The organism is Jeotgalibacillus sp. JSM ZJ347 (assembly GCF_044383825.1).
In the GTDB taxonomy this organism is placed as follows: domain Bacteria; phylum Bacillota; class Bacilli; order Bacillales; family Jeotgalibacillaceae; genus Jeotgalibacillus.
Window position 1 is genome coordinate 772,590 of the sequence record NZ_JBISEN010000001.1, and the last position, 12,957, is coordinate 785,546.

Annotated in this window: 11 protein-coding genes; all 11 read right to left on the reverse strand. The window is 41.8% G+C overall.

Going from position 1 to position 12,957, the window contains the following annotated elements; all coding sequences use genetic code 11:
• Positions 1 to 289 precede the first annotated feature (289 nt).
• The 11 genes from codY to ACH6CZ_RS04055 all read right to left on the reverse strand — a co-directional run bounded on the left by codY (position 290) and on the right by ACH6CZ_RS04055 (position 12,950).
• A complete protein-coding gene (codY, locus tag ACH6CZ_RS04005) occupies positions 290 to 1,069 on the reverse strand; it encodes a GTP-sensing pleiotropic transcriptional regulator CodY (RefSeq protein WP_374096126.1) in 780 nt (259 codons plus the stop codon).
• A gap of 70 nt (positions 1,070 to 1,139) precedes the next feature.
• Entirely contained in the window at positions 1,140 to 2,552 is a 1,413-nt protein-coding gene (gene hslU, locus ACH6CZ_RS04010) for an ATP-dependent protease ATPase subunit HslU (protein WP_374096127.1), read from the reverse strand.
• Positions 2,553 to 2,564: 12 nt separating this feature from the next.
• Positions 2,565 to 3,107 (reverse strand): ATP-dependent protease subunit HslV, encoded by a 543-nt coding sequence (gene hslV, locus ACH6CZ_RS04015; RefSeq protein ID WP_374096128.1) that lies wholly within the window; start codon positions 3,105 to 3,107, stop codon positions 2,565 to 2,567.
• 19 nt (positions 3,108 to 3,126) lie between these two features.
• On the reverse strand, positions 3,127 to 4,023 hold the full coding sequence (gene xerC / locus ACH6CZ_RS04020) for a tyrosine recombinase XerC (protein WP_374096129.1): 897 nt from the start codon (positions 4,021 to 4,023) through the stop codon (positions 3,127 to 3,129).
• A gap of 60 nt (positions 4,024 to 4,083) precedes the next feature.
• Positions 4,084 to 5,388 carry an FADH(2)-oxidizing methylenetetrahydrofolate--tRNA-(uracil(54)-C(5))-methyltransferase TrmFO gene (gene trmFO / locus ACH6CZ_RS04025; RefSeq protein ID WP_374096130.1) on the reverse strand — a complete coding sequence of 435 codons (1,305 nt, stop codon included), beginning with the start codon at positions 5,386 to 5,388 and terminating at the stop codon, positions 4,084 to 4,086.
• A 61-nt stretch (positions 5,389 to 5,449) separates the two neighbouring features.
• Positions 5,450 to 7,528 (reverse strand): type I DNA topoisomerase, encoded by a 2,079-nt coding sequence (topA, locus tag ACH6CZ_RS04030; protein ID WP_374096131.1) that lies wholly within the window; start codon positions 7,526 to 7,528, stop codon positions 5,450 to 5,452.
• A gap of 346 nt (positions 7,529 to 7,874) precedes the next feature.
• A complete protein-coding gene (gene dprA, locus ACH6CZ_RS04035; RefSeq protein WP_374096132.1) occupies positions 7,875 to 8,741 on the reverse strand; it encodes a DNA-processing protein DprA in 867 nt (288 codons plus the stop codon).
• A 61-nt stretch (positions 8,742 to 8,802) separates the two neighbouring features.
• On the reverse strand, positions 8,803 to 9,705 hold the full coding sequence (sucD, locus tag ACH6CZ_RS04040; protein WP_374096133.1) for a succinate--CoA ligase subunit alpha: 903 nt from the start codon (positions 9,703 to 9,705) through the stop codon (positions 8,803 to 8,805).
• A gap of 18 nt (positions 9,706 to 9,723) precedes the next feature.
• Positions 9,724 to 10,884, reverse strand: a complete 1,161-nt coding sequence (sucC, locus tag ACH6CZ_RS04045) for an ADP-forming succinate--CoA ligase subunit beta (protein ID WP_374096134.1) — start codon at positions 10,882 to 10,884, stop codon at positions 9,724 to 9,726.
• Between the two features lie 120 nt (positions 10,885 to 11,004).
• Entirely contained in the window at positions 11,005 to 11,274 is a 270-nt protein-coding gene (locus ACH6CZ_RS04050; RefSeq protein ID WP_374096135.1) for an EscU/YscU/HrcU family type III secretion system export apparatus switch protein, read from the reverse strand.
• The gene (locus ACH6CZ_RS04055; RefSeq protein ID WP_374096136.1) at positions 11,271 to 12,950 is read right to left on the reverse strand and encodes a hypothetical protein; all 1,680 of its coding nucleotides are present in this window, start codon (positions 12,948 to 12,950) and stop codon (positions 11,271 to 11,273) included. The genes ACH6CZ_RS04050 and ACH6CZ_RS04055 overlap by 4 nt, the downstream gene beginning before the upstream one ends.
• Positions 12,951 to 12,957 lie beyond the last annotated feature (7 nt).

A 12,957-nucleotide genomic window follows, 5' to 3' on the forward strand; every position in this document is an offset into this window, starting at 1 on the left:
ACAAGTGTTTTCTAATATCTATGTACAATTTATGGAACTACTATTACAGAGGCATTTTTGGCGTTATTATTTTGAAACCTGACATCCATATTTATACTCTAATATCTAACCGTCCATCCTCTTTTGTTCACATTATAGACACATTAAAATATTTAATTCCAAAAAAATACAGCACCGATCGTTGCTGCTGATGCTGAATTATCTATATCCTTTTTAGAGCGATAAATTTATTTTCTGCCTTTTATAGCATTTTTTGCATAACAAAAGCCGGCATATAGCCGGCTTCACATTAGTTTCTTTTCAGGTTTTCAAGTTCAACTAGGAACTTGTCATTTAATACCTTAATGTAAGTACCCTTCATCCCAAGCGAGCGGGACTCAATTACTCCGGCACTTTCAAGCTTTCTTAGCGCGTTAACAATGACAGAGCGTGTAATTCCTACACGGTCGGCAATTTTTGAAGCAACTAATAAACCTTCTTTACCATCAAGTTCTTCAAAAATATGCTCAATCGCTTCAAGTTCACTATATGAAAGTGAACTGATCGCCATTTGAACAACTGCTTTACTTCTTGCTTCCTCTTCAATTTCATCTGCTTTTTCACGCAGAATTTCCATTCCTACAACTGTAGCACCGTATTCACCAAGGATCAGATCATCATCTTCAAACGCCTGTTTCACACGCGCAAGAATTAATGTACCAAGACGGTCTCCCCCGCCAATAATCGGAACGATTGTCGTAAGGCCTTTAGCAAAAAGATCTTTGTTTTCAACAGGGAATGCTGTATATTCACTTTCGATATCAAGGTTTGGTGATGTTTCAGTAATGTTGAACAGGTTTTTTGTGTATTGCTCAGGGAATTGACGATCCTCAAGCATCTGCTTCATCCGCTCGTTTTCAATCTGTTGATTAACAGCAAATCCTAGAAGTTTTCCTTTTCTGCTTAATATAAATACGTTTGCTTCAATGACACCGCTTAGTGTTTCAGCCATTTCCTTAAAGTTAACCGGCTTACCGGCTGATTGTTGAAGCATTGAGTTAATTTCTCTTGTTTTTCCTAGTAAATTCATATCCTGAATTCCTCCTGCGATTATCTATTTTTTCTTATCATCTTTCCCTGAATCAAAAATCTCAAAACATTTATAGAATGAACTCGCTAAGATCTCTGTTCCCGGCAATTTTACCGAGTTTTTCATCGACATAAGCAGGCGTAATTGAAATTGTGCCAAGCGCGATGTCAGAAGCTTCAAAGGATAAATCCTCAAGCAGTTTTTCCATGATTGTGTGAAGCCTTCTGGCACCAATATTATCAGTTTCCTGATTCACCTGGTAAGCAATCTCTGCAAGCCTTCTGACAGCATCTTCTGTGAAGTCCACTTCAATCCCTTCAGTCGCCATTAAAGCAGTATACTGCTTTAATAACGCATGATCAGGCTCTGTTAAGATTCGTACAAAATCTTCAACAGCAAGCTTTTGTAATTCCACACGGATCGGGAAACGTCCCTGCAGCTCCGGAATCAAATCTGACGGCTTCGCTGTATGGAAAGCACCCGCCGCGACAAAAAGTACGTGATCTGTCTTCACAGGACCATACTTCGTACTTACTGTAGAACCTTCAACGATTGGCAGGATATCACGCTGTACGCCTTCTCTTGAAACATCCTGGGAGCTCGAACCAGTTGACTTTGATGCGATCTTATCAATTTCATCTATAAAAATGATACCTGTCTGTTCTGCACGGTAAAGCGCCTCCTGTGACACTTCATCCATATCAATCAGCTTTTGTGCTTCATCATGCGTCAGCACTTTTCGTGCATCGCGTACTGATAATTTTCGCTTCTTTTTCTTTTTCGGCATCAGGTTACTTAAAGCGTCCTGAAAGTTCATACCCATCTGCTCCATACCTGATCCCTGAAGCATATCATACATAGAAGCTGACTGACTCTCATCTACTTCAACCGTAACGATTCGGTCTTCAAGCTCTCCAGCTTTCAGTTTCTGCGCAATTTCACTCCGCTTTTCCTTCAGTGAGGATTCGTCTTCCTGATTGTCAGACTGCTGATCCTGATTTGGTTCATTGCCACCGAACATCATTTCAAAAGGGTTTTTAAAATTTTGAGATTTTTTAGCAGAAGGTACAATGAGCTTCACAAGCCTTTTATTCGCATTGTCTTCTGCTTTCCCCTGCACTGAAACCATTTTTTCTTCTTTTACGATTCTCACAGCAGTTTCCATCAGATCACGGACCATTGATTCAACATCTCTGCCCACATAGCCTACTTCAGTGAACTTGGTAGCTTCGACTTTTATAAATGGTGCACCAACGAGCTTAGCAATTCTTCTTGCAATCTCTGTTTTACCGACACCTGTAGGTCCCATCATCAAAATGTTTTTTGGTATGATCTCATTTCTCATTGATTCATCAAGAAGATTTCTTCTGTACCGGTTTCTAAGTGCTACAGCAACCGCCCTTTTTGCGTCGCGCTGACCTACAATATACTGGTCAAGCTTTTCAACAATCTGCTTAGGTGTTAACTCTGTTGACTGTCTCATCTGACCGCCTCCTTAAAGCTCTTCAACAATGATATTATGATTCGTGTAAACGCAAATGTCTGCAGCAGTCTGTAATGATGCACTTGCAATCTCACTTGCAGTCATATGTTCTCCTGCGTGCTGCTTCAGTGCTCTTCCTGCTGAAAGCGCATAGTTTCCGCCTGACCCAATTGCAAGGATGCCGTCATCAGGCTCAATGACTTCTCCTGTACCGGAGATCAGCAGAAGACCATCTTTATTCATGACGATCAACAAGGCCTCAAGGCGTCTGAGCACTTTATCACTTCGCCACTGTTTCGCTACTTCAACCGCAGCTCTTTGCAGATTACCGTTATATTCCTGAAGTTTCCCTTCAAACATTTCGAACAATGTAAATGCATCTGCCACTGAACCCGCAAATCCGGCAACTACCTGACCATTGAAAATTCTCCTTACCTTTTTTGCAGTGTTCTTCATGATTACTGCATTTCCAACTGTCACCTGGCCATCACCAGCCATTGCTGCACCGTCTTTATGTTTAATTGCAAAGATCGTTGTTGCGTGAAATTGTTCCATAAACACCCTTCTCTCTTATTTAGGCTCTCGGATGAAATGATTGATAAGTATTTTTTAAATGTTCTTTTGTTACATGCGTATAAAGTTGTGTAGATGATAAATGCGCATGTCCAAGCAGCTCCTGAACAGTTCTGAGATCCGCTCCGCTGTTTAGCATATGTGTAGCAAAAGTGTGCCTGAGCATATGCGGATGAATTGAATGTGTTAAGGCTGTCTGCTCTAAAAGTTTAGTTAAAATATGCCGGACCCCCCTTGGTGTAAGCGGGCTCCCTCTATGATTTACAAATAACAAAGTATGCTGATCTTTCATGAGATCTTTTCGCGCGTGATCAATATAGTCCCGGAGTGCTTTTTCGGCAAAATGTCCAAAGGGAACATACCTTTCCTTACTGCCTTTACCTCTTATCAGGACTGTACCGATTGAGAGGTCCAGATCCTTCAATTGAATTCCTGTACATTCAGATACACGGATTCCGGTTGCGTACAATAATTCAAGTAATGCTTTGTTCCTTTTAGATAACGGATCATCTCCGTTGCACGCTAAAAAAAGCTGCTCCATTTCATTCTCATAAAAAAAATGAGGCAGCCTGCCTTCTTTTTTTGGATGGATCACGTAAGACATTGGATTAATAAATTCCGGGTTCTCTCTATTTAAATAGCTGAAAAAAGTCTTCAGGCTCGAAATCTTTCGCGATACAGATGCACGCGAATAAGATTGTTCATGGAGACTGACAAGGTAGCCCCTTGCAAGCAGATCATCCGTTTCATTAAGATGCCTCACACCTTCACGGTTCAGAAATTCAAAAAAATGATCAAGGTCATGTATATAGTGTTCTACTGTTAATGAAGAATAATTCTTTTCAGTCTGTAAATATTGAATAAAAGAATGTTTGGCTTCATCAGAATATTGAATCATTTTTTCACCTCACAAAAGCCTCTAAATCTTATCATGATTTAGAGGCTTTTGCAATTAATATTACACTTTTTTCACAAAGTTCTGAATTGTTTCGATTGCGCGCTCAGCGTGTTTCTCAGCACGTTCCTTTTTATTTTTGATTCTTTCTCCAAGGTCTGGGAATAAACCAAAATTAGCATTCATCGGCTGGAAGTTCTTTGTATCTGCCTGAGTAATGTAACGCGCCATACTGCCCATTGCAGTTTCTGCCGGGAATAACAGTAACTCTTCACCTTTAACAAGTCGGGCAGCATTAATTCCTGCCACCAGGCCGCTCGCTGCTGATTCCACATAGCCTTCAACACCAGTCATCTGCCCCGCAAAGAAAAGATCTTCTCTTGCTTTTAACTGATAAGTTGATTTAAGAACGCTTGGTGAATTGATAAAGGTATTTCTGTGCATGACACCATATCTGACAATCTCAGCGTTTTCAAGACCAGGAATCATTCTGACAACTTCTTTTTGAGGCCCCCACTTCAGGTGAGTCTGGAACCCTACAATATTATAAAGCGTACCAGCTGCGTCATCCTGTCTCAATTGTACAACAGCATAAGGACGCTTTCCTGTTTTAGGATCTTCCAGTCCAACAGGCTTCATTGGTCCGAATAGAAGCGTTTTTCTCCCTCTAGCAGCCATTACTTCAACCGGCATACAGCCTTCAAAGTAAATCTCTTTTTCAAATTCTTTTAGTGGAACAACCTCTGCTTCAATTAAAGCATCATAAAAACGGTTAAACTCTTCTTCGGTCATCGGGCAGTTAAGGTATGCAGCCTCACCCTTATCATAACGTGACTTCAGGTAAACTTTATCCATGTCAATACTGTCTTTTTCCAAAATCGGCGCAGCTGCATCGTAAAAGTAAAGGTACTCCTCGCCAGTCACTTCTTTAATACTTTTTGCTAACCCTTCAGTCGTCAGCGGGCCTGTCGCAATAATCGTAGGACCTTCAGGAATTTCAGTGATCTCTTCTGAATACACTGTTACATTCGGGTGGTTTTTCACTCGCTCTGTTACATAACCCGCAAATTCATGACGGTCAACCGCAAGCGCTCCACCTGCCGGAACTGAGCTCGCATCTGCTGCAGAAATAATCACTGAATCAAGTGTACGCATTTCCTCTTTCAGCACACCAACTGCATTTGTAAGGCTGTTCGCACGAAGAGAATTACTGCAGACAAGTTCTGCGAATTTGTCTGTATGGTGAGCAGGCGTCTGTCTCACCGGTCTCATTTCATAAAGGTTAACTGGAATGCCTCTTTCAGCGATCTGCCATGCGGCTTCACTTCCTGCTAGACCAGCTCCGATTACATTTACACTTTGTGTCATGTTGCTTCCTCCATTCTGAAAATCACAAGAAAGAGCCTGGCGGAGAAACCGCCAGGACCATTTATACCTGCTGTTCTTCTTTATAATCACAGTTCGGGCACTGAATCTGATTGCCCTTTTTAAGTTTCTTCTCAATCAGTGTTGTATCACACTTCGGACATTGTCTGTCAACCGGCTTATCCCACGAGAGATATTCGCACTCTGGATAACGGTCACAGCCATAAAATATTCGGTTTTTCTTACTCTTGCGCTCGATTACGTTTCCTTCTTTACACGTCGGGCATTTCACACCGATTTCTTTTACAATTGGTTTTGTGTTTCTGCAGTCAGGGAAATTGCTGCAGGCCATAAAACGGCCGTAGCGACCCATTTTTATTACCATAGCATTTCCACACTCTTCACAGTCTTCACCGGCGTATTCGTCTTTGATTTCAACCTTTTCCATTTCCTGCTCGGCTTTTTCAAGGTGTCCTTCAAAGTCTTTATAGAATTCATCAATAATCTTTACCCATTGTATCTGACCTTCTTCTACATCATCAAGTTCTTTCTCCATTTTTGCTGTGAATTCAACATCAATGATCTCAGGAAAGAACTCTACAATCAGCTCGAGTACGATTTCTCCAAGTTCTGTCGGAACAAACCGTTTATTATCCAGTGACACGTAGCCGCGCTTTTGAATTGTATCGAGTGTAGGCGCATATGTGGATGGTCTTCCTATACCCAGCTCTTCAAGTGTCTTTACCAATCTCGCCTCAGTGTATCTCGGCGGCGGTTGTGTAAAGTGCTGTTTCGGTTCGATTTCATCAGAAGATACTGTTTCCCCTTCTTTCAGGTCAGGTAAATAGTTCTCATTATCATCTAACTTATCATCACTGCCTTCGATATACACTTTCATAAACCCGGCAAACTTTACTTTCGAGCCGCTTGCTCTGAATTGAACATCACCATTCATCAGATCAACACTCATTGTATCCATGACTGCAGGCGCCATTCGGCTGGCAACAAACCTTTCCCAGATCAATTTGTATAGTCTGTATTGATCTCTGCTCAGGTATTGTTTAACTGAAAGTGGTGTTCTCAGGGCACTTGTCGGACGGATTGCCTCGTGTGCATCCTGAGCATTGCTTTTTTTCGCCGCTTTCGGTTTTTCTGTTGTCAGGAATTCCTTCCCGTATTGTTCTTCGATCACACTGGCTGCTTCAGTTTTTGCAACATCAGATACGCGTGTTGAGTCTGTTCTCATATAAGTGATCAGACCAACTGTACCTTCTTTTTTACCAAGATCGATTCCTTCATAAAGCTGCTGAGCAAGCATCATCGTTTTTCGGGCTCTGAAATTTAACTTTCTTGCGGCTTCCTGCTGAAGTGAGGAAGTAATAAATGATGGAGCAGGGTTACGTTTGCGTTCTTTCTTCGTTACATTTTGAACTTCAAACTTTTTACCCTTCATCTGATTTAATACTTCTTTAACGTTCTCTTCATTTTCAAGTTTTATCTTTTTACCATTCAAACCGTAAAATGAAGCCTGAAAATCTTTGCTGCCTTTTTTGAACTGTCCGTCAATCGTCCAGTACTCTTCAGGCTGGAAATTCTTGATTTCATTCTCACGGTCAATGATCAGCCGGACTGCAACTGATTGAACACGGCCGGCACTTAGGCCCTTTTTAACTTTCTTCCATAGTATAGGGCTGATATTATAACCAACCAGCCGGTCGAGAATCCTTCTTGCCTGCTGCGCATCCACTCTATCCATATCAATTTTACGCGGATGTTTAAATGATTCTTTAATTGCGTCTTTTGTAATTTCGTTGAATACGACACGACACTCTGAATCGAGATCCAGATCAAGGCTATGTGCCAAATGCCACGCGATCGCTTCCCCTTCTCTATCGGGATCGGCTGCAAGAAAGACGCGTTTTGCTTTTTTAGCAGCCGTCTTTAATTCTTTTAATACAGGGCCTTTGCCTCTGATTGTAATATATTTCGGTTCGAATTCTTTTTCTACATCTACACCCATTTGGCTTTTCGGGAGGTCTCTTACATGTCCCATAGATGCTTTCACTTTATACTTTTTTCCTAAATACCGCTCAATCGTTTTAGCTTTGGCGGGTGATTCAACAATTACTAAAAAATCTGCCATTCTTAGTCCTCCCTGGAGGTTTACTTAACCTTCTTATGCGTAACTATATGTGTAACTTTTTCCATTTGTCAATTATTTTTTCTATAGTCTGACTGTTCATTAATGAAAAATTCCGGTATTGGTGACGGTGATTAATATTGCCGCTGCATCATCATTGTTAGCGTTTTCAGCTGAACAAGTCGAAAAAATCTCTTCTTATGTGCATTTTACGGTCTGAGACACAATGTAAACCATATTTTTTTAAAATGCAACTTTTTTATTTTGATTTCACTGTGTTTGAGGGATTTTAAAGCACTTTTACAAACAGATTCAGTTCATCTTCACTTTTTTTAACAATCCCATAAACCTAAAGTAAGTGCCATTCATTTAAAATATCATCAGCATGAACAGTGCATTTTGCACCCTGCGCAATCAGCATATTTGTCCCTGCACTCAACGGATGTCCGACGGGTCCAGGCACAGCAAATACATCTCTTCCTTCTTCAAGCGCGCGGTCAACTGTAATCATTGTTCCACTTTTAACAGCTGCCTGAGTGATGAGAAGGCCATTTGAGCAGCCTGCTATAATTCTATTTCTCATAGGAAAATGATGTTTTTGTGGTTTAACATAAGGCGGGTATTCTGATATAAGGAGATGGCTGGTGATCATTTTTTGATATAGGCTCCGATTGATCTGCGGGTATTGATGCTGAAAACCACTTCCGACGATTCCTATTGTCTTACCGGTAAGTGCGAGGTGATGAGCGGCAGCGTCTGCTCCCTGAGCCATTCCGCTGATAATTCCTACTCCACTATCAATCAGAGCGGGTAGAATGTGCTGAAGCACATTTTTTGTATATTGATCGGCTTTTCTTGACCCTATAACGGCAAGCTGATGCTGATTCGTCAGATAGTCAATGTTTCCTGTTGTATATAACACGACCGGCGGATCGTATATTTCTTTTAAACGTTCGGGATACAACTCATTGAAAATTGTCAGATATGATGTGCTGGATGCAGACATATGCGAAGTAATTTCATTAAATGTAGCGGATGCATGATAGGAAGAAATTTTACGTGTCTGGTCCGGAGTGAGTTGAACAGGGATTGGAGGCTGGTTTAGAGGCCTTTCAAGACTTGGATCGTCCCTCAGCCATAGCAAAAGCTGTCTGTTTGTTAAAACGTTCATATAATGCAAATAAAGTAGTTTTTGATTAAATCTTTCTGTATTCATCGCAGAACTCCTTTTAATGGATTGAGAAAAAGAGCTGCCTGTAAACAGACAGCTCCATTGATTAATGAGTTTTACACTTATCATATAATCCTTTTTCTTTTAGTACTTTGATCAGCGTTTCTCCCATTACAGATGGTGTTTCTGCAACAGCTATTCCGCACTCATTCATCACACGAATTTTTTCTTCAGCTGTGCCTTTACCACCTGAAATGATAGCGCCTGCGTGACCCATTCGCTTCCCTGGAGGTGCAGTTGCGCCGCCGATGAAACCTACTACAGGCTTCTTCATGTTTGCTTTAACCCACTCAGCAGCTTCTTCTTCAGCTGTTCCGCCGATTTCACCAATCATGATGACTGCTTCAGTTTCAGGGTCATTATTAAATGCTTCGAGTGCGTCGATGAAGTTTGTACCATTCACCGGATCTCCACCAATACCAACGGCAGTTGACTGGCCGATCCCCTCTTCTGAAAGCTGGTGTACAGCTTCATAAGTCAGTGTACCCGAACGTGATACAACCCCTACATGACCTTTTGTATGAATGTATCCAGGCATAATGCCGATTTTACACTCGTCAGGTGTTATCACACCAGGGCAGTTAGGACCGACAAGACGTGTCTTTTTACCTTCCATATAACGCTTAACTTTAACCATATCTACAACCGGAATATGCTCAGTAATACAGATCGCCATATCAAGCTCTGCATCAACACATTCTAAAATTGCATCTGCAGCAAACGGTGCCGGTACATAAATGACCGAAACGTTAGCACCTGTTGCTTTAACAGCTTCTTCAACTGTGTTAAATACAGGTACGCCTTCTACCTCATTTCCACCTTTACCAGGTGTCACGCCTGCTACGATCTGAGTACCGTATTCAAGCATCTGCTTTGTATGGAATAAGGCTGTAGAGCCTGTGATTCCCTGAACTAATACTTTTGTATTCTTATCAATAAAAACACTCATTTATGCTCCCTGCCTTTCTCAGCCTACAAGTTCCACGATCTTTTGAGCGCCATCAGCCATTGTGCCTGCTGCAACGATATCAAGATCTGACTCATTTAGAATTTTCTTACCAAGTTCTACATTTGTTCCTTCAAGACGTACAACAAGCGGCACTTTCAGACCAACCTGCTTTGCTGCTTCAACGACACCTTCAGCAATGATATCGCACTTCATAATTCCACCGAAAATGTTAACGAAAATTCCTTTAACGTTTTCATCTGAAAGAATGATTTTAAATGCTTCAGTTACCTTTTCAGCAGTCGCGCCGCCCCCAACATCAAGGAAGTTAGCCGGGTCTCCGCCATAATGTTTGATGATATCCATTGTTGCCATAGCAAGACCTGCACCGTTTACCATGCAGCCGATATTTCCATCTAATGAAATATAGCTGAGGTCATATTTAGATGCTTCAATCTCTTTCGGATCCTCTTCATCAAGGTCACGGAATTCCATCACATCTTTTTGACGGTACAATGCATTTGCATCAAAGTTCAGCTTCGCATCAAGCGCCATGACATTACCGTCTCCAGTTGTAACCAGCGGGTTGATCTCAGCGATTGAACAATCTTTTTCAACAAACATTTTGTATAGGCCAAGCATAAAGCGTACAGCTTTATTTACCATCTCTTTAGGGATATTAATGTTAAATGCAATTCGGCGTGCCTGGAATGCTGTTAGACCTACAACCGGATCGATTGTCTCACGGAAGATCTTTTCAGGTGTTGCTTCAGCAACTTCTTCAATTTCAGTTCCCCCTTCTTCAGATGCCATCAGTGTAATACGTGAAGTTGCACGGTCAAGTACAAGTCCTACGTAATATTCCTTTTGGATATCACAGCCCTCTTCGATAAGTAAGCGCTTAATTTCCTTACCTTCAGGCCCTGTCTGGTGTGTCACAAGTGTTTTTCCAAGTAGTTCTTTTGCGTATGTACGGACTTCATCTAGATTTTTTGCAATTTTTACTCCGCCCGCTTTACCACGGCCGCCCGCATGGATCTGTGCTTTAACAACTGTTACTGCTGATCCAAGTTCTTTTGCTGCTTCAACAGCTTCTTTTGGCGTGAAAGCCACATAACCTCGGGGTACGGTTACTCCATATTTTCTAAGGAGTTCCTTTCCCTGATACTCATGGATATTCATGTTCCATCCTCCTATCAAACTCTTTTGAAAATAGACTGCGCTTTCATTGTATAGAATGTAAGAGGTGCTGTCTACTATTTGAGGCGATATTGTGAAAATTCGATCATTGTCTGAATAATCTTATTTTTTGAGCTTATCTAGACGATAGATAAATGCAAAAACTTCTGCCACTGCCTGGTACAGTTCATCTGGAATTGTTTCATTCAGTTCAAGCTGACCAAGCAGTTCGACGAGCGATTCATCCTGCTGAATCGGCACATCATGCGCTTTCGCTTTTTCGATGATTGATTCTGCAATTTTCCCTTTGCCTTTAGCTGAAACAACAGGTGCCTGACCTTTCTCAGCATGATAAGTAAGCGCAACCGCTTCAAGCCTTTTATGCTCTTTCATATCTTAATATCCACCTTATGATAAATTGATGATAGTGCGTCTTCTGCAGGATTCAAAATAGGGGGATCCACTTCCTTAGTATTGTGGAACTTAACTGCTGAAAAAGCGTATCCTGCCTTTTCAAGTGCAGATTGCAAAACAGGAATTATTGGTTTCGCCAACAGGTCAAGCTGATGGTGTTCATTGTAAATATCAAGTGATACCACTCTATTTTGAACATTCATATCAATGATACTTTCTTTTAGTTCTGAAAGTGTGATATAAAAGAGAACTCTGACGTGTTCAGGGTCAAGTGAACCGTCACTTTTCTTTTTGCCGTTCATCTTCATCATGACATCTGTCTGATGATCTCCAAGCTCGAATGGGAACTGCATAATCAACTGCTGCTGTGGTCCGTTATCAGATGATAAAAGCTGCATACCGTTAAGACGGTTCAGAACCTGCTCTGCGCTTTCTCTGACCTGCGCGGTTAATCCAGGCATCTCCAGTAACGATACCAGTTGTGCTTTTAAAGTCTGTGCTGTTTCAGCCGGATTTCCTGTATTCTGAATTCGCGCCTCATAATCAGAGCCCATTTTCTGAATAAGATCTTTTAACATTAATTGAATCGCAGTACTGCTCTGCTGTCCGATTGTCTGCTGCACATCACCCAGCGCTTGCATAAAGGCCGGGTGCTGAGAAGTGCTGCCTGAAGGCACCTGTAAGATTTGTAGACTGTAAAGCTGTGATTGAGGCTTTGACTGCTGGAGTACACCCTGCCCCCTAATGACAGCTTCAGCAAGCTGCCTGGTATCTCCGGTCTGTAATGCTTTTAGTCCTTCCTGAAGCTGAACAATCTGATTCTGGACAGTCTGGGTTTGAGGAATCGCTCTGAGTGCATTAATCATACCCTCAACCTGCTTAGCCGAAGGCGTTTGCAACGAATGATGCCAGTTAGTTAATGTTGCTGATTTAGGCAGAATCTGCATTGTTTTCATCGCTTCAAGTGATTGGTTTTTTTCTGTAGCTGTACCGGAAGTCATTTTTTCAAACAATTGCTGTACCGCCTGATCGTGTATTACATTGGAATAAGGTTTGTTGATCGATAGCATCACCTGATTGATCGGACCTGCCTGTTGAAGCTGGCTGGTAAGTTGATTTAATAAACCGTTTAATGGTGATGAAACCCCTTTGTTAGCTGATAGTAAAGGCTGAAACAATGCATCCTTCAGAGGCATTTCTTTAGACATCATCCATTTGATAACAGACAGCCCTTCTTTTTTATCAGAAGTACCTGCTAATAATCCGGCTGCAGCAGTTAATTTCTCAGCTGATACCGGCTGTTGCTGGCGGATCATTGAAGAAAGCAGTTCTTTTACTTCTTTATTGCCTCCAAGCCCAATAGATTGCAGCAGCTGCTGAACATCAGGCTTTCCTGACCCATCTGCTTTAACAGGCTTCAGTACAGGGGGCGGACCAGCACTTTCAACCTGAAACCACTTTGACTCCCCTTCTGTTATAACACCGGAGAGTACTGCTGTCAGTGTTCTTCCGCCAATCTGCACCTCCATTTGCTGATTCCCCAGGCTTTTGATCATTTTCCCGTGGAGCATTTGTCCAGCTCTGATCGGCTGCTGACGATCAGCCTGTTGAGAACTGCTTACAGACCGCTGCTGGCCTGAAATGTATGACGCCATGCCTTTT

What these genes read in the sequence shown, in the direction of transcription:
- codY (WP_374096126.1), bottom strand. Translation starts at nt 1,069, where the DNA reads ATGAATTTACTAGGAAAAACAAGAGAAATTAACTCAATGCTTCAACAA.
- xerC (WP_374096129.1), bottom strand. Translation starts at nt 4,023, where the DNA reads ATGATTCAATATTCTGATGAAGCCAAACATTCTTTTATTCAATATTTA.
- hslV (WP_374096128.1), bottom strand. Translation starts at nt 3,107, where the DNA reads ATGGAACAATTTCACGCAACAACGATCTTTGCAATTAAACATAAAGAC.
- trmFO (WP_374096130.1), bottom strand. Translation starts at nt 5,388, where the DNA reads ATGACACAAAGTGTAAATGTAATCGGAGCTGGTCTAGCAGGAAGTGAA.
- ACH6CZ_RS04055 (WP_374096136.1), bottom strand. Translation starts at nt 12,950, where the DNA reads ATGGCGTCATACATTTCAGGCCAGCAGCGGTCTGTAAGCAGTTCTCAA.
- sucD (WP_374096133.1), bottom strand. Translation starts at nt 9,705, where the DNA reads ATGAGTGTTTTTATTGATAAGAATACAAAAGTATTAGTTCAGGGAATC.
- hslU (WP_374096127.1), bottom strand. Translation starts at nt 2,552, where the DNA reads ATGAGACAGTCAACAGAGTTAACACCTAAGCAGATTGTTGAAAAGCTT.
- topA (WP_374096131.1), bottom strand. Translation starts at nt 7,528, where the DNA reads ATGGCAGATTTTTTAGTAATTGTTGAATCACCCGCCAAAGCTAAAACG.
- sucC (WP_374096134.1), bottom strand. Translation starts at nt 10,884, where the DNA reads ATGAATATCCATGAGTATCAGGGAAAGGAACTCCTTAGAAAATATGGA.
- ACH6CZ_RS04050 (WP_374096135.1), bottom strand. Translation starts at nt 11,274, where the DNA reads ATGAAAGAGCATAAAAGGCTTGAAGCGGTTGCGCTTACTTATCATGCT.
- dprA (WP_374096132.1), bottom strand. Translation starts at nt 8,741, where the DNA reads ATGAATACAGAAAGATTTAATCAAAAACTACTTTATTTGCATTATATG.